The organism is Microbacterium atlanticum (genome assembly GCF_015277815.1).
Taxonomy (GTDB): domain Bacteria; phylum Actinomycetota; class Actinomycetes; order Actinomycetales; family Microbacteriaceae; genus Microbacterium; species Microbacterium atlanticum.
In genome coordinates this window covers 2,114,656-2,137,821 of sequence record NZ_CP063813.1, presented here as the reverse complement: position 1 = coordinate 2,137,821, position 23,166 = coordinate 2,114,656, and the positions used below count along the sequence as shown (strand labels likewise).

Annotated in this window: 15 protein-coding genes and 3 rRNA genes; 14 read left to right on the top strand and 4 right to left on the bottom strand. The window is 65.9% G+C overall.

The features are described from left to right. Positions 1-82 precede the first annotated feature (82 nt). Both IR212_RS09735 and IR212_RS09730 read right to left on the bottom strand, forming a co-directional pair. Positions 83-1,072 carry a hypothetical protein gene (locus IR212_RS09735; protein WP_194395740.1) on the bottom strand — a complete coding sequence of 330 codons (990 nt, stop codon included), beginning with the start codon at positions 1,070-1,072 and terminating at the stop codon, positions 83-85. 219 nt (positions 1,073-1,291) lie between these two features. Beyond that, positions 1,292-2,155, bottom strand: coding sequence for a CPBP family intramembrane glutamic endopeptidase (locus IR212_RS09730; protein WP_194395739.1), 864 nt, complete (start codon positions 2,153-2,155; stop codon positions 1,292-1,294). Positions 2,156-2,315: 160 nt separating this feature from the next. On the opposite strand from IR212_RS09730, the gene IR212_RS09725 reads away from it, so the two are divergent. The 3 genes from IR212_RS09725 (at position 2,316) to IR212_RS09715 (ending at position 7,056) form a co-directional block, all read left to right on the top strand. Continuing rightward, a complete protein-coding gene (locus IR212_RS09725; RefSeq protein ID WP_228479256.1) occupies positions 2,316-4,169 on the top strand; it encodes an ABC transporter family substrate-binding protein in 1,854 nt (617 codons plus the stop codon). A 174-nt stretch (positions 4,170-4,343) separates the two neighbouring features. Beyond that, the gene (locus IR212_RS09720; protein ID WP_194395738.1) at positions 4,344-5,861 is read left to right on the top strand and encodes an ABC transporter permease; all 1,518 of its coding nucleotides are present in this window, start codon (positions 4,344-4,346) and stop codon (positions 5,859-5,861) included. A gap of 1 nt (position 5,862) precedes the next feature. Beyond that, the gene (locus IR212_RS09715; protein ID WP_194395737.1) at positions 5,863-7,056 is read left to right on the top strand and encodes an ABC transporter permease; all 1,194 of its coding nucleotides are present in this window, start codon (positions 5,863-5,865) and stop codon (positions 7,054-7,056) included. A gap of 7 nt (positions 7,057-7,063) precedes the next feature. Here the strand turns inward: IR212_RS09715 and IR212_RS09710 are convergent, their stop codons facing one another. After that, positions 7,064-7,672, bottom strand: a complete 609-nt coding sequence (locus IR212_RS09710; protein WP_194395736.1) for a PH domain-containing protein — start codon at positions 7,670-7,672, stop codon at positions 7,064-7,066. A 32-nt stretch (positions 7,673-7,704) separates the two neighbouring features. Here IR212_RS09710 and IR212_RS09705 point away from each other — a divergent pair, with 32 nt between their 5' ends. The 8 genes from IR212_RS09705 (at position 7,705) to IR212_RS09670 (ending at position 16,198) form a co-directional block, all read left to right on the top strand. Next, positions 7,705-9,510, top strand: a complete 1,806-nt coding sequence (locus IR212_RS09705; protein ID WP_194395735.1) for a dipeptide ABC transporter ATP-binding protein — start codon at positions 7,705-7,707, stop codon at positions 9,508-9,510. Between the two features lie 179 nt (positions 9,511-9,689). Further along, positions 9,690-11,603, top strand: coding sequence for a translational GTPase TypA (gene typA / locus IR212_RS09700; protein ID WP_194395734.1), 1,914 nt, complete (start codon positions 9,690-9,692; stop codon positions 11,601-11,603). Positions 11,604-11,688: 85 nt separating this feature from the next. Beyond that, positions 11,689-12,453 (top strand): AzlC family ABC transporter permease, encoded by a 765-nt coding sequence (locus tag IR212_RS09695; RefSeq protein WP_228479255.1) that lies wholly within the window; start codon positions 11,689-11,691, stop codon positions 12,451-12,453. Then, positions 12,450-12,764: an AzlD domain-containing protein gene (locus IR212_RS09690; RefSeq protein WP_194395733.1), complete on the top strand. Its 315-nt coding sequence runs from the start codon at positions 12,450-12,452 to the stop codon at positions 12,762-12,764. The genes IR212_RS09695 and IR212_RS09690 overlap by 4 nt, the downstream gene beginning before the upstream one ends. A gap of 65 nt (positions 12,765-12,829) precedes the next feature. Next, positions 12,830-13,222, top strand: coding sequence for a DUF6113 family protein (locus IR212_RS09685; protein WP_194395732.1), 393 nt, complete (start codon positions 12,830-12,832; stop codon positions 13,220-13,222). A gap of 46 nt (positions 13,223-13,268) precedes the next feature. After that, positions 13,269-13,589 carry a ferredoxin gene (gene fdxA / locus IR212_RS09680; RefSeq protein WP_194395731.1) on the top strand — a complete coding sequence of 107 codons (321 nt, stop codon included), beginning with the start codon at positions 13,269-13,271 and terminating at the stop codon, positions 13,587-13,589. A 1-nt stretch (position 13,590) separates the two neighbouring features. After that, positions 13,591-14,712, top strand: coding sequence for a succinyldiaminopimelate transaminase (gene dapC, locus IR212_RS09675; RefSeq protein WP_194395730.1), 1,122 nt, complete (start codon positions 13,591-13,593; stop codon positions 14,710-14,712). A gap of 187 nt (positions 14,713-14,899) precedes the next feature. Next, positions 14,900-16,198 carry a citrate synthase gene (locus IR212_RS09670; protein WP_194395729.1) on the top strand — a complete coding sequence of 433 codons (1,299 nt, stop codon included), beginning with the start codon at positions 14,900-14,902 and terminating at the stop codon, positions 16,196-16,198. Between the two features lie 67 nt (positions 16,199-16,265). Here IR212_RS09670 and dapD read toward each other — a convergent pair whose 3' ends face one another. Further along, positions 16,266-17,222, bottom strand: coding sequence for a 2,3,4,5-tetrahydropyridine-2,6-dicarboxylate N-succinyltransferase (dapD, locus tag IR212_RS09665; RefSeq protein ID WP_194395728.1), 957 nt, complete (start codon positions 17,220-17,222; stop codon positions 16,266-16,268). Between the two features lie 564 nt (positions 17,223-17,786). On the opposite strand from dapD, the gene IR212_RS09660 reads away from it, so the two are divergent. The 3 genes from IR212_RS09660 to rrf all read left to right on the top strand — a co-directional run bounded on the left by IR212_RS09660 (position 17,787) and on the right by rrf (position 23,077). After that, positions 17,787-19,310, top strand: a 16S ribosomal RNA gene (locus IR212_RS09660). A 431-nt stretch (positions 19,311-19,741) separates the two neighbouring features. Beyond that, positions 19,742-22,850 (top strand): 23S ribosomal RNA (locus tag IR212_RS09655). Between the two features lie 110 nt (positions 22,851-22,960). After that, positions 22,961-23,077: ribosomal RNA gene (gene rrf, locus IR212_RS09650) — 5S ribosomal RNA — on the top strand. The 16S, 23S and 5S rRNA genes sit together here, the layout of an rRNA operon. The last annotated feature ends 89 nt before the right edge of the window (positions 23,078-23,166 follow it).

The window sequence follows — 23,166 nt, the reverse complement described above, 5'->3', positions numbered from 1 at the left end:
AGATGCCGGACGAGACCCTGGGGAATCCCCCAGGTCTCGTCCGGCAGCTGTCCTCTCACCCGAGGGCGCGCGAAGACCCCGGTCAGCCGGCCGCGGCCGGGTGAGGTGCTCGTGAAGCGAGCGCCTGACGCATCGACGTGAGGGCGGCGATGTTCTGCGGGGCGATCGATCTGAGACCGGCTCCCCGAAGGAGGGTCGCGAGCGGAGAGAAGGTCGTCGCATCGTGCCAGCCCCAGTGCGCGACCGCGCGGACGTGCTGCCGGAGCCGGGCGTCTCTGACCCGTTGCCGCCGCAGAAGCGCGCCGGCGTCGCCGAATCGGCCGTCGAACTTGAGGTCGCCGTCGGCCTCACCCGCGAGCGCGTCGGACTCCCAGACGAAGTCGCTGCGATCGACCTCTCCGCTCGAGGCGACGAACGACCGCTGCAGTTCCGGTGCCGGAAACCCCAGCCACTCGATGACGGCGCGGCTCACCGACTCGAACGCCGTCTCGGGGCGCGGGTCGAGGGGCCCGAGCGCCCAGCGTGCGATTCGTCGACCGCGCTTGGTCGCCCGTGTCTCGTTGAGCACCTGCAGGTGCTCGCGTGACAAGGTGTCGTCAAGTCGCAGCATCGCGTCACCGACGGCAAGCCCGATCGCCGGATGACGCGCTCGCGCGATGTCGACCGCGGTTTCTGCGGGTGCCGCGATGGTGATCCCGTCGGCGACGATGAGCGCGCGATCGTCGCTGGTCGTGTGCGTACGGATCCCCGATGCGAGCCGGGAGGCGCCGACGTCGGGCGCGAGCACATGGACGATGCCCGGGTTTCCGAACACCGGCCCGCCCATGAGCGCGACAGCGGACTCGTGGGAGAAGACGAACCCGGGATGCTGCAGCAGCACGGCGTGCACTTCGGCAAGGTACCTCGTCCAAGGCGCCAGCCCCATCCAGGTCTGAGCCGGGGCGTAGACCCCGCGTCGGACTTTGACAAGCTCTCGTCGGGCGACCGCTCGCTCGGGATGCGGGACGTCCTCGGCCCGCAGCAGCGGAGCCGGCGACGGTGCGATCGTGAGCGCGGACGTGGGCTGCGGCATCCCTCGATGATCGTCGGGCATCTGCTGCCGGGAGCGCTCAGCCCGCACATCGGTGGACTTCGCGCCTGCCCCTCGGCGTGGGGAGGAGCCGATGAACCTCCCTCAGCCCGCCCCCGCTGCACCGGTGAGACGACACCCGCGGGACGAGACCCTGGGATTCGCCCGGGGTCTCGTCGCGCCAGTGGTCTCTCACGCGGGGTGGTGGCGGGGGGAGGGGGGTCAGGCCGACGGCGACGGGGACGGCGTGGGGGAGGGAGACGGCGTCGGCACGGGCGCGAAGACGCCCGGCCACAGCGCGGCGGCCAGCGGGTAGCCCACGAACGCGACGATGTCCAGCAGCGTGTGGGCGATGACGAGCGGCATCACCCGCCCCCACCGCCGGTAGCACCAGCCGAACACGACGCCCATCACGACGTTGCCCACGATCGCGCCGATGCCCTGATAAGCGTGGTAGGCGCCCCGCAGGGCGGCCGCGGTGAGGATGATCGACCAGTCCCCCCACCCCAGGCGCCGCAGGCGGTCGAAGAGGTAGGCGATGAAGATGACCTCCTCGGTCAGCCCGGCGCGCAGCGCGGACAGCACGAGCAGGGGCACCGTCCACCACGCGGCGTCCAGCGGCGCGGCCACCACCGCGACCGTGACACCCAGCATCCGTCCGATCGCGTACAGAGCCAGTCCCGGCACTCCGATGACGGCGGCGAGCAGGATGCCGCGGCCGACGTCGCCGCCGAACCTCGTGAAGTCCAGTCCGATGCGTCGGAGCGCGTTGCCGCCCGGCTCCCAGAGGAGGTAGACGACGAGGGCCACGAGCGCCAAGGCGAAGAAGACCGACAGCAGCTGATAGACCACGTCCCAGACCGCCTGGGTATCGCGGGGCGGATTCACCTGCGTCTGCTGCGAGCCCAGCGGAACGGGCGCCAGGAGCTTCCGCACCAGCGAGAGGATGGAGTACACCGCGGACTGCCCGACGGTGATGGCCAGGACGATCCAGACCTCCCAGCGCAGCCGCCGGCGACCGTAGCGGTCCAGTTGAGGGAGGGTAGTGGACTTCCTCCCGCTGCGGGGCCGGTCAGACGGCGTCATCTTGTCAGATTGTCACACTTGGCGGCAGTTGAGTTAAGGCTCTGTAACGTTTTCGACGATCGTTTTGACCATCTCACAGCCGGTGCTTATCGTGTTCCCATCCGCGCACCCGTCTGGTCTCCGGCCGAACGTGTGCGCATTACCCTGCACAGGAGGAACAGTGAGAATTAAGCGCATCTCGACTGCGGTGGCGCTCACCGCAGTCGGCGCACTGGTGATCTCGGGCTGCGCCGCCGGTGGTGGCGGCGACGACAACGCCGACGACTCCGGTCTCGTCGAAGGCTCGTCCATCACGGCTGCGTGGAACCAGGCGTTCTACTCGATGAACGGCAACACGTCGTTCGGCAACGCGACCGCGAACAACAACATCAACTACTTGGTGCTGGACGGCTTCAACTACTACAACAACACCCCGGAGCTGGTGCAGAACGAGTCGTTCGGGTCGTACGAGCTGGTCAGCGAGGACCCGCTGACGGTCACGTACACGATCGCCGAGGGCAAGAAGTGGTCCGACGGCACCGCGATCGACGCGGCCGACCTGATGCTTCACTGGGCGGCGCTGTCGCGCGGCCTGGACACGCCTGACTTCGACCCGGCCGAGTTCACCGACCCGGAGACGGGCGAGTTCACCGACGCGTTCCCCACGGACGTCGTCTACTTCGACTCCGGCGCCACCGCCGGCTCGCAGTTCGGCCTGGCCTCCCAGACCCCCGAGGTCGGCGAGGACGGCCGCTCGATCACGGTCGTCTACGACTCCCCGTACGTCGACTGGGAGACCGCTTTCGGGACGATGGGTGAGATTCTTCCGGCTCACATCGTCGGCAAGAAGGCGCTCGAGCTCGATGACAACGAGGAGGCCAAGCAGGCCGTGCTCGACGCCATCGAGGGCGACGACGCGTCGACGCTCGCGCCGATCTCGGCGTTCTGGAACAACGGCTTCAACTTCACCGAGATGCCTTCGGACCTCGAGCTCGTCACCTCGAGCGGCCCGTACATGATCAGCGACTTCCAGGCGGACCAGTTCGTCACGCTGACGGCCAACCCGGAGTACACCGGTGACAACACGCCGAACATCGAAGAGGTCACCATCCGCTTCATCCCCGACCCGCTCGCTGCCGTGCAGGCACTCGAGAACGGCGAGGTGGACGTGATCCAGCCGCAGGCGACCGCGGACATCACCACGGCGCTCGAGGGCATCGACGGCATCACGGTGAACACCGGCGTCGGCGGCACCTACGAGCACGTCGACCTGCAGTTCCAGAACGCCCGCAACCCGGAGAACATCTTCTCCAACCCGCAGGTCCGTGAGGCGTTCATCAAGACGATCCCGCGCCAGGAGATCGTCGACACCCTGATCAAGCCGATCATCGGTGACGACGCGATCCTGCGCAGCTCGTACATCTTCGTCCCGGGTGCCGAAGGCTACGACGAGTCCGTCGCAGACAACGGCTCCGACGCCTACGCCGAGGTCGACATCGAGGGCGCCAAGCAGCTGCTGGCCGAGTCGGGCGTCACCAACACCGAGGTGTGCATCCTGTACGCATCGAACAACCCCCGTCGCGTCAACGAGTTCGCGCTCATCCAGGCGTCGGCCAACCAGGCCGGCTTCAACGTGACCGACTGCGGGTCCACGGAGTGGGGCGGCCTGCTCGGCACGCCCGGCGCCTACGACGCCTCGCTGTTCGGCTGGCAGTCGACCGGCCTCACGGTCACCGACTGGACGGCCAACTTCAAGACCGGCGGCATCAACAACCTGAGCTTCTACTCGAACCCCGAGATCGACCGGATCTCCGACGAGATCTCCGGTGAGTTCGACGAGGCGGCTCAGAAGGAGCTGATGATGGAGGCGGACCGTATCCTCTGGGAGGACTTCTTCGGCCCCACCATCTACCAGTTCCCTGAGGTCACCGCGGTCAGCGACCGTGTGGAGGGTATCGACCCGTCGATCCTCGCTCCCACGATCTTCTGGAACACGTGGGACTGGGCTGTGACGGACGGCGGCTCCGAGGAGTAATCGTCGTCAAGGTCATCGCCGGATCTCGGTCCGGCTGATACCGAGGCGGGGTGCAGGTCACCGAAGTGGCCTGCACCCCGCCGCGTTAGACTCCTCTCAGCGGCGGACTTCGGGGCCGGCATCGTCGCCGCCCTCGCGTCTGCGCTGATTGATCGATTGGCAGGCGGCCACGACATGGCTTCATTCATCATCCGGCGATTGATCGCATCGATCTTCGTGCTCTTCGCCGCGACCTTCCTGATGTATCTCCTGGTGTCCTTCTCGGGTGATCCCCTCCAGGACCTCCGCGAGAGCAACGCGCCCAACAAGGCAGAGCTGATCGAAGCTCGCACCAAGCTCCTCAACCTCGACGTCCCGCCCCCGCTGCGTTACTTCCTGTGGCTCGGCGCCCTGTTCCGCGGGGACTTCGGCGTCAGCATCCAGAACCAGGCCGTGAACGCGCTTCTGGCCAATGCGATCACGGCGACGCTCACGCTGGTGACGACCGCCACGATCGTGGCCATCGTCCTGGGCATCACGGTCGGCATCGTGTCGGCGCTGCGCCAGTACACCGGCTTCGACTACAGCGTGACCCTGCTGTCGTTCCTCTTCTTCTCGCTTCCGATCTTCTGGGTCGCGGTGCTCCTCAAGCAGTACGGCGCGATCCAGCTCAACAACTGGCTCGGGGATCCGACGATCTCCGTGCCGGTGATCATCGGCATATCCGTCATCGCCGGCCTCGTCTGGATGTCGCTCATCGGCGGACGCTGGCGGCGCCGCCTGATCGTGTTCGGCATCTCGGCCGTCGCGACCGGTGCCGTGCTGGCGTTCCTCTCGGCGACGGAGTGGTTCGCCGACCCGAGCATCGGGATCGTGGTGTACGCCTTCCTCGCCGTCGGGGTGGCTGTCGCGGTGACCGCCATCTCGACGGGCCTGCGCAACCGCAAGGCGCTCTATGCGTCGCTCATCGTCGCCGCGATCGGCATCGCGCTGTACGCGCCGATGATGAACTACATCCTCAACGGCATGACGCTGTGGGTGTTCCTCCTGCTCGCCGTCGGTGCCGTGGTGGTCTCGGGCGCGATCGGCTGGTTCATGGGCGCGCCCGACCGCGGGCCGGTGGCGCGCACGACGGCGATCGTCGGCTTCCTCGTGGCCGGCTTCATCGCGCTGGACAAGTACATGTCGTACTGGCAGGCGTACTCCAACTCCAGCCGCGTGCGCGGCCGGCCCATCGCCACTGTCGGCGCCTCCACTCCGGGTCTCGGCGGCAACTTCTGGGTGCAGGGCATCGACCTGTTCACGCACCTGCTCCTGCCGACGATCGCGATCATCCTCATCTCCTTCGCGAGCTACACGCGGTACTCGCGCGCCAGCCTGCTCGAGGTGATGAACCAGGACTACATCCGCACCGCTCGCGCGAAGGGCCTGACGCAGCGCACGGTGATCGTCCGGCACGCCTTCCGCAACGCGCTGATCCCCATCACGACGATCATCGCGTTCGATGTGGGAGCGATCATCGGCGGCGCCGTCGTGACCGAGACCGTCTTCGGCTGGACAGGCATGGGCCGCCTCTTCGTCGACGCGCTCGACGTGGGCGACCCGAATCCGGTCATGGCGTTCTTCGTCGTGACCGGCACGCTGGCGGTCCTGTTCAACCTCATCGCGGACCTCGTCTACGCGGCCCTCGACCCGAGAATCAAGGTGGGCTGACATGAACACCACAACCACGAACGAGCCCGACCTTCGCGAGAACGAGGCGAAGGCGGAGGTCTCCATCGAGCAGAAGGAGACCGAGGGTCTCAGCCAGGGGCAGATCGTCCGCCGCCGGTTCTTCCGGCACCGCGCGGCGCTCACCTCGATCATCGTGCTGACGTTCATCGTCATCCTCGCCTTCACCTCGGTGGGCGTGAACCTGTGGGGGCTGCGCATCCCCGGGTGGTGGCAGTTCTCGTGGGAGCAGATCCCGCCGAAGGTCAACAACGGCGTCCCGACCTTGAGCCTGTGGCCGCTGCAGATCGGAGAGCACCCGTTCGGGCAGGACGAGGTCGGACGTGACATCTTCGCCGTCGTCATGCGCGGGACGCAGCAGTCCATCATGGTGATGTTCATCGCCGGAGTCGTCGCGACCATCATCGGCGTCGTCATCGGGGCTCTCGCCGGCTTCTACGGCAAGGTCACCGACTCGGTGCTCATGCGCTTCACCGACATCATCATCACGATCCCCCTGATCGTCATCGGCTCCGTGCTGGGCAACATCTTCGGCAGCCTCGGCGCCGCGGTGCTGGGTGTCGTGATCGGCCTGTTCGCGTGGACCACCATGGCGCGACTGGTGCGAGGCGAGTTCCTGTCGCTGCGCGAGCGTGAGTTCGTGGACGCCGCGCGCGTCTCCGGGGCGCGCGACCGCCGCATCATCTTCCGGCACATCCTCCCGAACTCCGTGGGCGTCATCGTCGTGAACGCGACGCTGCTGATGGCCGGTGCGATCCTGCTCGAGTCGTCGCTGAGCTTCCTCGGCTTCGGTGTGCAGTCGCCCGACACCTCGCTCGGCAAGATCATCTCCGAGAACCAGGCGGCCTTCTCCACTCGTCCGTGGCTCTTCTGGTGGCCGGGCATCTTCATCATCGTCATCGCGCTCTGCGTCAACTTCATCGGCGACGGTCTGCGCGACGCGTTCGACCCGCGCCAGAAGAAGATGCCGAGCGAGCGTGCGATGGCGCGCGCCGGTCGCGCGAAGGGACCGGTCGCCCCGGGCGTCGACACCACGCCGGCGACGACCGGCGACACGCACATGGTCGACGTCGGGATCCAGACCGCCTACACGGGGGACGACATCGTGAACTTCAACGATCCGCGCCCCGAGGAGCCCGGCGACGTGCAGCACAAGCCGCTCGACCCGGAGCGGTGACGTGCTGCTAGACCAGCAGTCCGATCACGGTGGCCGCGGCCAGCGCCGCGACCACCGTGATGGTCGCCCAGTGCCACGTCTGCGTGGCGGCGTCGGGGTCCACGCCGCTGGCGAAGGCTCCCGCGTCGCGCAGACGCTCCCAGCGCCCTCTTATGAGCTGCGCCAGGTTGCCGCTGGGGGTGGTGAGAGCGTCCGCCGGGCGCAGCTCGCCGACCTCGCCGCGAGCGGTCTCGCCGACTCCGTCGAAGTCCTTGGGAGCCATTCCCAAGGTGCGGTGGCGACCAGGCGCCGGCGCCGCCCACACCGGCACACGCCCGCTGGTCGTGTGCAGGGTGAGGGAGTAGCGGGTGTCGATCGCGGTGATCGAGGGCCACGGCACGAACCGCGTGCGCAGCACGTTCTCGACGGTGATGCCGTGCTCGGCGATGACCAGGCTCGGGCGCCAGAACAGCGCCCACGCCAGCACGGCGACCAGCAGGATCGGCCAGACGTAGCGAACGGCGGACGCCGGGTCGGACACCAGCAGCGCGATCACGCCGAGCGCGCACACCCCGATGGTCGCGGCGGCGAGGGTGCGGCCGAACGCCGGCCGATAGCGGACCTCCTGGAACGACATGACTTCAAGCTTTGCAGATGGGACACCACGGAATGACTGACACGACGGGCACCGACGCCGCGATCGCGGCCTCGCACGAAGCCCTTCCGGAGACGATCCTCGAGGTTCAGAACCTCGGAGTGGAGTTCTGGGTGGAGGGGCAGTTCTACCCCGCCGCCATCGACATGAACTACCAGGTGCGCCGCGGCGAGGTCCTGGCCATCGTCGGCGAGTCGGGCTCGGGCAAGAGCACCAGCTCGATGGCGCTTCTCGGGCTCCTGCCGGAGAACTCCCGTGTGACCGGATCGATCAAGCTGCTCGGGCGGGAGCTGCGCGGCGTCGACGACGCGACGCTGCGGTCGCTGCGCGGCAACGAGATCGCGGTGATCTTCCAAGAGCCGATGACCGCGCTCAACCCCGTCTACACCGTCGGCTTCCAGATCGTGGAGTCGCTGCGCTCGCACGACCGCAACCTCGCTCCCGCCGAGGCCAAGGAACGCGCCGTGGAGCTGCTGCGCATGGTGGAGATGCCCAACCCGGAGCAGTCGTTCCACAAGTACCCGCACCAGCTCTCCGGCGGTCAGCGTCAGCGCGCCATGATCGCGCAGTCGATCTCGTGCGACCCGCTGCTGCTGATCGCGGACGAGCCGACCACCGCGCTGGATGTCACCGTGCAGGCGGAGGTGCTGGACCTCCTGCGCAACCTCCATAAGCGGCTCGACTCGGCGATCATCCTCATCACCCATGACATGGGCGTGGTGGCCGACCTCGCCGATCGCATCATGGTGATGAAGAACGGCGTCGTGGTGGAGGCGGGAACGGTCGACAAGATCTTCCACGCGCCGGAGCACCCCTACACCCAGCAGCTTCTCGCGTCTGTTCCGCACCTCGGTCTCGGCGTGCTGGAGGAGGCGGAGCCGGGGCCGGCGGAGGTCGCCACCGAGACCTCGACCGTGCCGTCGGTCTCGTCGATCCGCGAGCGGGCGAGCGAGGCGGCCGAGGTCGCCATCGAGACCCGCACGCCCGTCCTCGCCTTCGAGGACGTCGCCATCGACTACCCCAAGCGCGGCCGCATCCCCGCCTTCCGTGCTGCCGAGCACATCGATCTCGCCATCTATCCCGGTGAAATCGTGGGTCTCGTGGGAGAGTCGGGCTCCGGCAAGACGACGCTGGGCCGTGCCGCCATCGGCCTCCTCCCCATCGCCGAGGGCAAGCTCACCACCGTCGGCACCGACATCTCCAACGCGTCGCAGAAGGACCTGTTCGCGATCCGCCGGCGCACCGGCATCGTGTTCCAGGACCCCGCCTCGTCGCTGAACCCGCGCATGCCGATCGGCCAGTCGATCGGAGAGCCGATCCTGTTGGCCGGTGAGGCCAAGGGCAAGGATCTCGACCGCCGGGTCGAGGAGCTGCTCAGCCAGGTGGAGCTTCCCGCGTCGTACCGCAACCGCTTCCCGCACGAGCTCTCCGGCGGTCAGCGCCAGCGCGTCGGCATCGCCCGCGCGCTCGCCCTCGCACCCGAGCTGCTCGTCGCCGATGAGCCCACGTCGGCGCTGGACGTGTCGGTGCAGGCCCGGTTCCTGGATCTGCTGCAGGAGCTCCAGCGGGAGCTCCAGTTCGCGTGCCTGTTCATCAGCCACGACCTCGCGGTGGTCGACATCCTCGCGCACCGCATCGCGGTGATGCACCACGGCAAGCTCGTGGAGGCGGGAACGCGCGATCAGATCCTGCGCGGGGCGCAGGATCCGTACACGCAGCGCCTCATCGCCGCCGTCCCGGTCCCGAACCCCGAGGAGCAGCGCGTGCGCCGCGAGGCGCGAGCCGCGCTGCTGCAGCGCAGCGGCTCGGGAGCCGCCTGACCGACCGCGCTCCTGTCGCGGAGGCATCCGTTCGCACCACGCCGTCCCGGTCCGCCGGGGCGGCGTGGTCGGCGTGCGCGGGGGACGTGCAGATCGTCCCGGTAGAATGACGGATGCCGGGACCTTCGACACGCTCAGGGACCGACCTCGATCTTCCCCTCACCTCCAAGGACTCCCTCATGGCGCGCGCCCTCCGTCCGGACCTCCGCAACGTGGCGATCGTCGCCCACGTCGACCACGGCAAGACGACTCTCGTCGACGCGATGCTGCGTCAGACCGGCTCCTTCGGCGAGCACGCCCACGTCGAGGAGCGGGCGATGGACTCGAACGACCTGGAGCGTGAGAAGGGCATCACGATCCTCGCCAAGAACACGGCGATCACCTACAACGGCGCGCACACCGACGTGCCGGTGACCATCAACGTCATCGACACTCCCGGCCACGCCGACTTCGGCGGGGAGGTCGAGCGCGGCCTGTCGATGGTCGACGGCGTCGTGCTGCTCGTGGACGCGAGCGAGGGCCCGCTGCCGCAGACGCGCTTCGTGCTCCGCAAGGCCCTCGAGGCCAAGCTCCCGGTCATCCTCCTGGTCAACAAGACCGACCGTCCCGACGCGCGCATCGCCGAGGTCGAGGAGGAGGCGCACGACCTGCTGCTGGGTCTGGCCTCCGACCTGCACGAGGACGTGCCCGACCTCGACGTCGACGCCCTGCTCGACGTGCCGGTGGTCTATGCGTCGGGGCGCGCCGGAGCGGCATCCCGCACCCGTCCCGCCAACGGCGAACTGCCCGACAACGCCGACCTCGAGCCGCTGTTCGAGGCGATCCTCGAGCACGTGCCGGCACCGTCGTACGACGACGAGGCGCCGCTGCAGGCCTGGGTCACCAACCTCGACTCCAGCCCCTTCCTCGGTCGTCTCGCACTGCTGCGGGTGTTCAACGGCACGCTGCGCAAGGGCCAGACCGTCGCGTGGGTGCGTCACGACGGCTCGCACTCCAACGCCCGCATCACCGAGCTCCTCAAGACGCGCGCGCTCGAGCGCTACCCGGCCGAGGAGGCCGGGCCCGGCGACATCGTCGCGATCGCGGGCATCGAGGAGATCACGATCGGCGAGACGATCGCCGACCCCGAAGACGTCCGGCCGCTCCCCGCGATCACGGTCGACGACCCGGCGATCTCGATGACGATCGGCACGAACACCTCGCCGCTGGTCGGCAAGGTGAAGGGCCACAAGGTCACCGCGCGCATGGTCAAGGACCGCCTGGACCGCGAGCTCATCGGCAACGTGTCGCTCAAGGTCGTCGACATCGGCCGGCCCGACGCGTGGGAGGTGCAGGGCCGCGGTGAGCTGGCTCTGGCGATCCTCGTCGAGAACATGCGCCGCGAGGGCTTCGAGCTCACGGTCGGCAAGCCGCAGGTGGTGACGAGGAAGGGCGAGGACGGCAAGGTCCAGGAGCCCTTCGAGCACCTCACCATCGACGCGCCCGAGGAGTACCTCGGCGCCATCACGCAGCTGATGGCGGCGCGCAAGGGCCGTATGGAGACCATGGTCAACCACGGCACCGGCTGGGTGCGGATGGAGTTCATCGTCCCCTCGCGCGGGCTCATCGGCTTCCGCACCGAGTTCCTGTCGATCACGCGCGGGACGGGCATCGCCAATGCGATCTCGCACGGGTACGACGACTGGGCGGGACACATCCAGGCACGTCAGAACGGCTCGATCGTCGCCGACCGCGCCGGCGTGGTGACGCCGTTCGCGATGATGGCGCTGCAGGAGCGCATGAGCTTCTTCGTCCAGCCCACCGAAGAGGTGTACGAGGGCATGGTCGTCGGCGAGAACACCCGCGCCGACGACATGGACGTCAACATCACCAAGGAGAAGAAGCTCACCAACATGCGCTCGTCGACCGCCGACGAGCTCGAGCGCCTCACCCCGCCGCGCCAGCTCTCGCTCGAGGAGAGCCTCGAGTTCGCGCGCGAGGACGAATGCGTCGAGGTGACCCCCGAGAAGGTGCGCATCCGCAAGGTGATCCTCGACGCCACCGAGCGCGGCCGCGCCGCCTCGCGCCTCAAGCGCCAGGACGCGAACGCCTGACGGGCGGATGCCGCCGCCGCCGTGCGGGCCACTCGTGGCAGGGCGGACCGGCGGGACGTCGGAGGGCGCTGGGTAGCATGACGAAGTGACCCACGAGCTCCACTTCGACGACGTGCACAGCGCCGGCGAGGCGAAGCGGGCGGTGCGCGAGGCGCTCGGGGTGGCGCTGGCCACCAGTGCGTACGGGATCTCGTTCGGCGCGCTGGCGGTCGCCTCGGGTCTGGACGTGTGGCAGACCTGCGTGCTCAGTCTCGTGATGTTCACCGGGGGATCCCAGTTCGCGTTCGCCGGCATCGTCGGCGCCGGGGGACTGGCTGCCGCGCCGGCCGCGATCGCCTCCGCCGCCCTGCTCGGCGTGCGCAACGTCGCCTACGGCATCCGCATGTCCCCGGTCATCGGGGCGGGATTCTGGCGGCGCGCCGCGGCCGCCCTGTTCACGATCGACGAGTCCACTGCGGTGTCGCTCGCGCAGTCGTCGCACCGTGCACGGACCCTCGGCTTCTGGGTCACCGGAATCGGCATCTACATCGGCTGGAACCTCTCCACACTCGCCGGCGCGCTGCTGGGCGATGTGCTCGGCGACCCGCGCGCGTACGGGCTGGACGCGGCCGCGGCAGCCGCCTTCCTCGCGCTGCTGTGGCCGCGGCTGAGGGCGCGCCAGCCCATCGTCGTCGGGGTGGCCGCGGCGGTCGTCGCGACGGTGCTGACGCCCGTGCTGATGCCGGGGCTGCCGGTCATCATCGCCGCCGCGGTGGCGATCGCGGTCGGCTTCACGAACTGGCTCGGCCGCGACGACGAGGGGCTCACCGCAGAGCCCGACGACGTCGCCGAACGGGAGGGCCTGCCGTGACGATGTGGACCGCTGTGCTGACGGCAGCCATCATCTGCGTGGCGCTGAAGACGGTCGGCTACCTCATCCCGCCGAAGTGGGTGCAGGCGCCCAGGCCGATGCGGATCGCCGATCTGCTGACCGTGGCCCTCCTCGCCGCGCTCGTCGCGGTGCAGACGCTCGGCGCCGGGCAGGCGGTGGTCGTCGACGCACGGGTCCCCGCCGTGCTCGTCGCCGCGGGACTGCTGATGCTCAGGGCGCCGTTCCTGGTCGTCGTGATCGCCGCCGCGCTGGTGGCGGCAGTCCTGCGGCTGTGGGGGTGGGCTGCGTGACGAGGCGAGAGTCGGCAGGCACCCGCACTCCGGCCAGGGAGGACGTGCCCGCCTAGACTGAGGCGGTGGGGTTCTCGTGGACGCGCCTGGGCGCGTGGCTGGTGGCGTTCGTCATCGGCGCCTTCTACGGAGTCGCAGGCACGGTGGCCCAGGGCTTCCGGCTCGGCTGGTTCCCGCTCGGCCTCGTGCTGGCCGTCGTCGGTGTGACGGCGCTGCTGGTGGCCGTCCGCCTCCTCACCGGGGACCGCTGGGCGACCCTCGCGACCGCACTCGGCGCCATGATCGCGACCCTGGTCTTCTCCGGAGCGGGGCCGGGCGGCTCCGTGGTCGTGCCCCAGGCCGCCGACGGCGCGATCAACCCCGGCGTGCTGTGGACGATCCTCGTCCCGCTCGTCTCGGCCATCGTCATCGCCTGGCCGCAGACGCGCGCGGATGCGGCATCCGATCGCACCGTCTGATCCGCACCCGCCGCTGCGGCCCGAGGGCCGCGGCTAGACTGGCACCGTGACGTACGTGATCGCCCTTCCCTGCGTGGACGTCAAGGACCGCGCCTGCATCGACGAGTGTCCCGTGGACTGCATCTACGAGGGTGAGCGGTCGCTGTACATCCATCCCGACGAGTGCGTGGACTGCGGCGCCTGCGAACCTGTCTGCCCCGTCGAGGCGATCTACTACGAGGACGACCTGCCCGACGAATGGCAGGACTACTACAAGGCCAACGTCGAGTTCTTCGACGACGTCGGCTCGCCGGGCGGCGCCGCGAAGGTCGGCGTGATCCACAAGGACCACCCCATCATCGAGGCACTCCCGCCGCAGGAACACTGACGTGGGGGTCGCCGACCTCGCCGACTACCCCTGGGACGCGGTGGCACCGTACGCCGCGCGTGCCCGCGTCCACCCCGACGGCATCGTCGACCTCTCGATCGGCTCGCCCGTCGACCCCACCCCCGCCGTGGTGGCCGACGCGCTGCGCGCGGCGACCGATGCCCATGCGTATCCGCAGACGGTGGGCACGCCCGCCCTCCGCGCGGCCATCGCCCGGTGGTACGAGCGGCGGCGGCGGGTGGTGGGACTGACGCCCGACCACGTGCTGCCGACCGTGGGCTCGAAGGAGCTGGTCGCCCTCCTGCCGCTCCTGCTGGGTCTCGGTCCTGCAGACACGGTCGTGCATCCCCGCGCGGCCTACCCGACGTACGAGGTGGGAGCACGGCTCGTCGGGGCGACCCCGCTCGCATCCGACGACCCGGCCGAGTGGCCCGAGGGCACGCGGCTCGTGTGGGTGAACTCGCCGGGGAACCCCGACGGCCGCGTCCTCGATGTCGAGGCTCTCCGCGCCGCGGTCGCGCGCGCGCGGGATCTCGGTGCCGTGCTGGCCTCGGACGAGTGCTACGCCGAGCTGGGGTGGGAGGCGCCGTGGGACGCCGAGCCGGTCCCGTCGGTGCTCGACCCCCGGGTCTCGGATGGCGACATCGACGGTCTCCTGTCGGTGTACTCCCTCAGCAAGCAGTCCAACCTCGCGGGCTACCGCGCAGCGTTCCTCGCCGGTGACCCGTCCTTCGTGGCGCGCCTGCTCACCGCGCGCAAGCACCTGGGGCTCATGCTCCCGCTTCCCGTGCAGGCCGCGATGATCGCGGCGCTCGAGGACGACGAGCACGTCGCGGCGCAGCGGGAGACGTACCGGCGACGGCGCGACGTGCTGCGCCCCGCCCTGCAGGCCGCCGGCTTCCGCATCGATGCGAGCGAGGCAGGGCTGTACCTGTGGGCGACGGAGGGTCGCGACGCGTGGGAGAGCCTGGCCCGGCTCGCCGATCTCGGCATCCTCGCCGGGCCCGGCCATTTCTACGGTGCGCACTTCCCGCAGCACGTCCGCCTGTCGCTCACCGCCACCGACGACCGCATCGCCGCCGCCGCCCAGCGCCTCCGCGCGGCATCACCGTTGTCGATCTGAGGATTCCTCTACCGGATGCCGCGACCCTTTGGTCGTGGCAACAGTAGGCGCGGAGGCGCACTAGGCTGTAGTGACGCGGCGACGCGGCATCCGGCGTCCCGCTCTTGAAGTCCTCGAGCAGACGACGTCGCGACGTCGCGCCGGAGTGGACGACACCCCCGTACGACGACAATCGCGAGGAGGCGCCGTGAGCGAAGCGGGCACCCAGCAGGAGAAGGCCACTCTCACGATCGGTGACAAGACCGCCGAATTCCCGCTGCTGCGGGGCACCGACGGCACGCCGAGCGTGGATGTCTCGACCCTCACCCGCCAGACCGGCTACACGGCGCTCGACTACGGCTTCGTCAACACCGCTGCCACCAAGTCGGCCATCACCTACATCGACGGCGACCAGGGGGTGCTGCGCTACCGCGGCTACCCGATCGAGCAGCTGGCGAAGAACAGCACCTATCTCGAGGTCGCGTGGCTGCTCATCTACGGAGAGCTGCCGACCGCCGACGAGCTCGGCGAGTTCGACGAGAAGATCCGCCGGCACACGCTGCTGCACGAAGACCTCAAGCGGTTCTTCTCGGCGCTGCCGCACACCGCCCACCCGATGTCGGTCCTGTCGTCGGCGGTCTCGGCGCTGTCGACGTACTACGAGCACCAGTCCGACCCGAACAACCCCGAGCACGTGGAGCTCAACACCATCCGCATGCTCGCGAAGCTGCCGGTGATCGCGGCGTACGCGCACAAGAAGAGCGTCGGGCAGGCCTTCCTGTATCCCGACAACTCGCTCGGCTTCGTCGACAACTTCCTCAAGCTCAACTTCGGGGTGCTCTCGGAGCTCTACCACGTCGACCCCGTGATGTCGCGGGCGCTGGAGCGCCTGCTGATCCTCCACGAGGACCACGAGCAGAACGCCTCGACGTCGACCGTTCGCCTGGTCGGCTCGACCGGCGCGAACCAGTTCTCGTCGATCTCGGCCGGCATCAACGCGCTGTACGGGCCGCTGCACGGCGGCGCGAACGAGGCCGTCCTCGACATGCTGGCGCGCATCCGCGACTCGGGCGAGAGCGTGCAGCGCTTCGTCGAGCGGGTGAAGAACAAGGAGGACGGCGTCAAGCTGATGGGCTTCGGGCACCGGGTCTACAAGAACTACGACCCGCGCGCCAAGCTGGTCAAGGAGTCCGCTGACGAGGTGCTCTCGGCCCTCGGCGTCAGCGACCCGCTGCTCGACCTCGCCAAGGAGCTGGAGGAGATCGCCCTCAACGACGCGTACTTCCAGGACCGCCGCCTGTACCCCAACGTCGACTTCTACACCGGCGTGATCTACAAGGCGATGGGCTTCCCGACGCGCATGTTCACGGTGCTGTTCGCCATCGGGCGCCTCCCCGGGTGGCTCGCGCAGTGGCGCGAGGCATCCGGTGATCCGCAGACGAAGATCGGCCGCCCGCAGCAGCTCTACGTCGGAGCGTCCGAGCGCAACTACCCCGGCCTGTCCTGAACTCCTCGGCGGGCAGCCCTTCGCGTGTCATCGGCCGAGGACGGATGCGGCGTCCCGTCGTGAGAACTCAGGCGTGCAGCGCCTCGTTGAGGGTCACTCCGACCCCCGCTCGCCGCACGGCCTCGACGGCGCCGCTGAGCGAATTGCGGCGGAAGAGCAGACCTGCGCGACCCGAGAGCTCCGCGCCCTTCGCGGTCGGCAGGGAACCGTCGGCGCGAGGGCGCTCGTCGGCGAGCACCACCTTCGTGCCGGCGGTCACGTAGAGGCCGGCCTCGACGACGCAGTCGTCTCCGAGCGAGATGCCGATGCCGGCGTTCGCGCCCAGCAGGCAGCGCGCGCCGACCGCCACCTTGTGTGAGCCCCCGCCCGACAGGGTGCCCATGATGGACGCGCCCCCGCCGATGTCGCTGCCGTCGCCGACGACCACCCCCTGGGATATGCGCCCCTCGACCATGCTCTGGCCGAGCGTGCCGGCGTTGAAGTTCACGAACCCCTCGTGCATCACGGTCGTGCCGGGTGACAGATAGGCGCCCAGGCGCACGCGGGACGCGTCGGCGATCCGGACGCCCACAGGCGTGACGTAGTCGAGGAGCCGCGGGAACTTGTCGAGGCCCTGCACCTGGATGCCGTCGCGCGCGAGGAACGGGCGCAGCCGGGCGAGGGTGTCGGGATGCATCGGTCCCGCGTTGGTCCACGCCACATTCGGCAGGTGCGCGAAGATGCCGTCGAGATTCACCTCGTTGGGACGGACGAGCCGGTGTGAGAGTGCGTGAAGCCGCAGGTAGGCGTCGGAAGTCGAGGCGGGCGCGGCGTCCAGGTCGGCCTCCACGGCGACGACGTCGACGGCGACCGCGCGTCGGGAGTCGGCGACCGCTAGCCGGTCGAGCTCGTCCGGCGCGAGCTGCGGATCGAAACCGAGCGGAATGCGCCCGGCGGCGGGGGACGGGAACCACGTGTCCAGCACGGTTCCGTCTTCGGCGGTCGTCGCGAGGCCGGCGCCCCACACCCATCGTTCGTCGCTCATGAGGACAACGCTACGCGGTCCACAGGCACCCGATCCCCCGCGTTTCCGCGGCGCGCGCCCGCGACACGCCCGGGATGCGGGCTCGATTCGACGCTGCCGCGGCGACCGCGTAATGTTCTTGTTGTTCGCCCCAAAGGGTAGAGCGGAGGCCGGAAGGCCTGGCTCCCCTCAAGCAGCGGACCACCCCATCCGATCTGCTCCTGGCGAGCGGGCCGGCTTCCGGTTTAGGATGGGTTTCTTCCACTCTCGTGCCGGCTCTCTGCGGCTGCGGTGAGGTCTTGCGCCTCGCTTCGGTCCGTTTGACAGGCGGAGTGAGATGTGTAAGATAGAGAAGTTGCCCTGCGGTGACGGCTGAGAGGCCTGAGCGTAGGTGCGTCCGATCTTTGAGAACTCAACAGCGTGCACTTGTCAAATGCCAATTTTTTTCTCTGTCGACCGGTTTTTTCGGTTGGTGGGGGTCTTTTTTGGATCAATTCATGGATGTCAGTTTGATATTCGTTTTTGGTCATGGTTGAACTCGTCTGCTGGTGAACTGTTTTCCCGGTTTCTGGTGGGCATCATTTTTTTATGGAGAGTTTGATCCTGGCTCAGGATGAACGCTGGCGGCGTGCTTAACACATGCAAGTCGAACGGTGAAGCTCAGCTTGCTGGGTGGATCAGTGGCGAACGGGTGAGTAACACGTGAGCAACCTGCCCTGGACTCTGGGATAAGCGCTGGAAACGGCGTCTAATACTGGATATGAATCGCGGCCGCATGGTCAGTGGTTGGAAAGATTTTTCGGTCTGGGATGGGCTCGCGGCCTATCAGCTTGTTGGTGAGGTAATGGCTCACCAAGGCGTCGACGGGTAGCCGGCCTGAGAGGGTGACCGGCCACACTGGGACTGAGACACGGCCCAGACTCCTACGGGAGGCAGCAGTGGGGAATATTGCACAATGGGCGGAAGCCTGATGCAGCAACGCCGCGTGAGGGATGACGGCCTTCGGGTTGTAAACCTCTTTTAGCAAGGAAGAAGCTTTTTGTGACGGTACTTGCAGAAAAAGCGCCGGCTAACTACGTGCCAGCAGCCGCGGTAATACGTAGGGCGCAAGCGTTATCCGGAATTATTGGGCGTAAAGAGCTCGTAGGCGGTTTGTCGCGTCTGCTGTGAAATCCCGAGGCTCAACCTCGGGCCTGCAGTGGGTACGGGCAGACTAGAGTGCGGTAGGGGAGATTGGAATTCCTGGTGTAGCGGTGGAATGCGCAGATATCAGGAGGAACACCGATGGCGAAGGCAGATCTCTGGGCCGTAACTGACGCTGAGGAGCGAAAGGGTGGGGAGCAAACAGGCTTAGATACCCTGGTAGTCCACCCCGTAAACGTTGGGAACTAGTTGTGGGGTCCTTTCCACGGATTCCGTGACGCAGCTAACGCATTAAGTTCCCCGCCTGGGGAGTACGGCCGCAAGGCTAAAACTCAAAGGAATTGACGGGGACCCGCACAAGCGGCGGAGCATGCGGATTAATTCGATGCAACGCGAAGAACCTTACCAAGGCTTGACATACACGAGAACACCCTAGAAATAGGGGACTCTTTGGACACTCGTGAACAGGTGGTGCATGGTTGTCGTCAGCTCGTGTCGTGAGATGTTGGGTTAAGTCCCGCAACGAGCGCAACCCTCGTTCTATGTTGCCAGCACGTAATGGTGGGAACTCATGGGATACTGCCGGGGTCAACTCGGAGGAAGGTGGGGATGACGTCAAATCATCATGCCCCTTATGTCTTGGGCTTCACGCATGCTACAATGGCCGGTACAAAGGGCTGCAATACCGTGAGGTGGAGCGAATCCCAAAAAGCCGGTCCCAGTTCGGATTGAGGTCTGCAACTCGACCTCATGAAGTCGGAGTCGCTAGTAATCGCAGATCAGCAACGCTGCGGTGAATACGTTCCCGGGTCTTGTACACACCGCCCGTCAAGTCATGAAAGTCGGTAACACCTGAAGCCGGTGGCCCAACCCTTGTGGGGGGAGCCGTCGAAGGTGGGATCGGTAATTAGGACTAAGTCGTAACAAGGTAGCCGTACCGGAAGGTGCGGCTGGATCACCTCCTTTCTAAGGAGCACCTCGGTCTTCGGATCGTAGGACCCAGATCAGGACGGATGTTCCTGGTTGGGGCTCGTGGGTGGAACATTTGACATGGCATCAGCGCAGCTGGTTCCTACTAGTACGCCGGGTCTTCGGGCCGGGTTGGAGGGTGGGGGTTGGTGAGCGGGGTGCCTGCACGCTGTTGGGTCCTGAGGGACCGGACGCCTGCCCCGTTTTGGTGGGGTGGTGTTGCGACTCTCTGGGCCTCCTGTGCTGCCGGTTCGTGCTGGTGGGTGTGGGGGGTGCCGCCCGTACTTTGAGAACTACACAGTGGACGCGAGCATCTTAAAGATGCGGCCCCGGTTTCGGGGTCGCGTTTCGAGATGATCTTTTTAGATCATTAGTCAATTTCTGGTCGCATTCCTTTTGGGGTGTGGCCCGAGTTTTGATTCTCATGTTTTCAAGTCTTTAAGAGCAAACGGTGGATGCCTTGGCATCTGGAGCCGAAGAAGGACGTAGCAATCTGCGATAAGCCTCGGGGAACTGATAAGCAAGTTTTGATCCGAGGGTGTCCGAATGGGGAAACCCCGCTGGGCGGCGTGCCGACCCAGTGACTCCCGCCTGAATATATAGGGCGGGTAGAGGGAACGTGGGGAAGTGAAACATCTCAGTACCCACAGGAAGAGAAAACAACCGTGATTCCGTGAGTAGTGGCGAGCGAAATCGGATGAGGCTAAACCTCATGTGTGTGAGAGCCGGCAGGCGTTGCATGTGGGGGGTTGCGGGACTTTCCTGACCATTCTGCCGAGTGGTCGACGTGACAGAAGCGTATAGACGAACCGTCTTGAAAGGCGGGCCAGAGTGGGTGCCAGCCCCGTAGTCGAAATGCGTGTTCTGACGTGGAGAGTATCCCAAGTAGCACGGGGCCCGAGAAATCCCGTGTGAATCTGTCAGGACCACCTGATAAGCCTAAATACTCCCAGATGACCGATAGCGGACAAGTACCGTGAGGGAAAGGTGAAAAGTACCCCGGGAGGGGAGTGAAATAGTACCTGAAACCGTTTGCTTACAAACCGTTGGAGCACCCCTGGTAGGTGTGACAGCGTGCCTTTTGAAGAATGAGCCTGCGAGTTAGCGATATGTGGCGAGGTTAACCCGGGTGGGGTAGCCGTAGCGAAAGCGAGTCTGAATAGGGCGATTCAGTCGCATGTCCTAGACCCGAAGCGAAGTGATCTATCCATGGCCAGGCTGAAGCGACGGTAAGACGTCGTGGAGGGCCGAACCCACTTAGGTTGAAAACTGAGGGGATGAGCTGTGGATAGGGGTGAAAGGCCAATCAAACTTCGTGATAGCTGGTTCTCTCCGAAATGCATTTAGGTGCAGCGTTGCGTGTTTCTTGCCGGAGGTAGAGCTACTGGATGGCCGATGGGCCCTACAAGGTTACTGACGTCAGCCAAACTCCGAATGCCGGTAAGTGAGAGCGCAGCAGTGAGACTGTGGGGGATAAGCTTCATAGTCGAGAGGGAAACAACCCAGACCACCATCTAAGGTCCCTAAGCGCGTGCTAAGTGGGAAAGGATGTGGAGTTGCTCAGACAACCAGGAGGTTGGCTTAGAAGCAGCCACCCTTGAAAGAGTGCGTAATAGCTCACTGGTCAAGTGATTCCGCGCCGACAATGTAACGGGGCTCAAGCACGCCACCGAAGTTGTGGCATTGACATTATTGGTAGGCCTTCGTGGTCCAGCCGTGTTGATGGGTAGGAGAGCGTCGTGTGGCGAGTGAAGCGGCGGGGTGACCCAGCCGTGGACGCCACACGAGTGAGAATGCAGGCATGAGTAGCGAAAGACGTGTGAGAAACACGTCCTCCGAAAGACCAAGGGTTCCAGGGTCAAGCTAATCTTCCCTGGGTAAGTCGGGACCTAAGGCGAGGCCGACAGGCGTAGTCGATGGACAACGGGTTGATATTCCCGTACCGGCGAAGAACCGCCCCAACCAATCCAGTAGTGCTAAGTGTCTGAATCCCACTGACGGATCCCTTCGGGGTGATGCGGTGGGCCTAGCGCACGACCCCATGCTGAGGCGGTTAGCGTATTAACAGGTGTGACGCAGGAAGGTAGCCCATCCCGGGCGATGGTTGTCCCGGGGCAAGTGCGTAGGCCGAGTCATAGGCAAATCCGTGACTCGTACAGGCTGAGACACGATGCGGATGAAAAGTGGGTGATCCTATGCTGCCGAGAAAAGCATCGACGCGAGGTTCTAGCCGCCCGTACCCCAAACCGACTCAGGTGGTCAGGTAGAGAATACCGAGGAGATCGAGAGAATCGTGGTTAAGGAACTCGGCAAAATGCCCCCGTAACTTCGGGAGAAGGGGGGCCATCCGCTTATACCCACTTGCTGGGAAAAGGGCGTGGTGGCCGCAGAGACTAGTGGGTAGCGACTGTTTACTAAAAACACAGGTCCGTGCCAAGTCGCAAGACGATGTATACGGACTGACGCCTGCCCGGTGCTGGAAGGTTAAGAGGACCGGTCAGCTCTTCGGAGCGAAGCTGAGAATTTAAGCCCCAGTAAACGGCGGTGGTAACTATAACCATCCTAAGGTAGCGAAATTCCTTGTCGGGTAAGTTCCGACCTGCACGAATGGCGTAACGACTTCCCAACTGTCTCAACCGCGAACTCGGCGAAATTGCATTACGAGTAAAGATGCTCGTTACGCGCAGCAGGACGGAAAGACCCCGTGACCTTTACTACAGCTTGGTATTGGTGTTCGGTGTGGCTTGTGTAGGATAGGTGGGAGACTGTGAAGCGGATACGCCAGTATTCGTGGAGTCGTTGTTGAAATACCACTCTGGTCACTCTGGATGTCTAACTTCGAACCGTGATCCGGTTCAGGGACAGTGCCTGGTGGGTAGTTTAACTGGGGCGGTTGCCTCCCAAAAAGTAACGGAGGCGCCCAAAGGTTCCCTCAACCTGGTTGGCAATCAGGTGGCGAGTGTAAGTGCACAAGGGAGCTTGACTGTGAGACTGACAGGTCGAGCAGGGACGAAAGTCGGGACTAGTGATCCGGCAGTGGCTTGTGGAAGCGCTGTCGCTCAACGGATAAAAGGTACCTCGGGGATAACAGGCTGATCTTGCCCAAGAGTCCATATCGACGGCATGGTTTGGCACCTCGATGTCGGCTCGTCGCATCCTGGGGCTGGAGTAGGTCCCAAGGGTTGGGCTGTTCGCCCATTAAAGCGGTACGCGAGCTGGGTTTAGAACGTCGTGAGACAGTTCGGTCCCTATCCGCTGCGCGCGTAGGAAGTTTGAGAGGATCTGACCCTAGTACGAGAGGACCGGGTTGGACGAACCTCTGGTGTGCCAGTTGTACTGCCAAGTGCACCGCTGGTTAGCTACGTTCGGGATGGATAACCGCTGAAAGCATCTAAGCGGGAAGCCGGCCTCAAGATGAGACTTCCATACCCTTCGGGGTGAGAGGCTCCCAGCCAGACTACTGGGTTGATAGGCCAGATGTGGAAGCGCAGCAATGCGTGCAGCTGACTGGTACTAATAAGCCGATGACTTGATAACACCCTCGCTGGTGCCCGCGTCCACTGAGTGGTTCCCGATGTACGGTCGGAAACCAAACAACAACAAAACAGCAGACTTGTCGTTGTGCATGACTGAAACATCAACAGAGTTTCGGCGGCCATAGCGAGAGGGAAACGCCCGGTCCCATTCCGAACCCGGAAGCTAAGCCTCTCAGCGCCGATGGTACTGCAGGGGGGACCCTGTGGGAGAGTAGGACACCGCCGGACACCCATTACACGGAATGGCCACCCAACGCAGGGTGGCCATTCCGCGTTAACAGGGTGGATTGCCGACGCAGAACGCATCCGGGAGGATC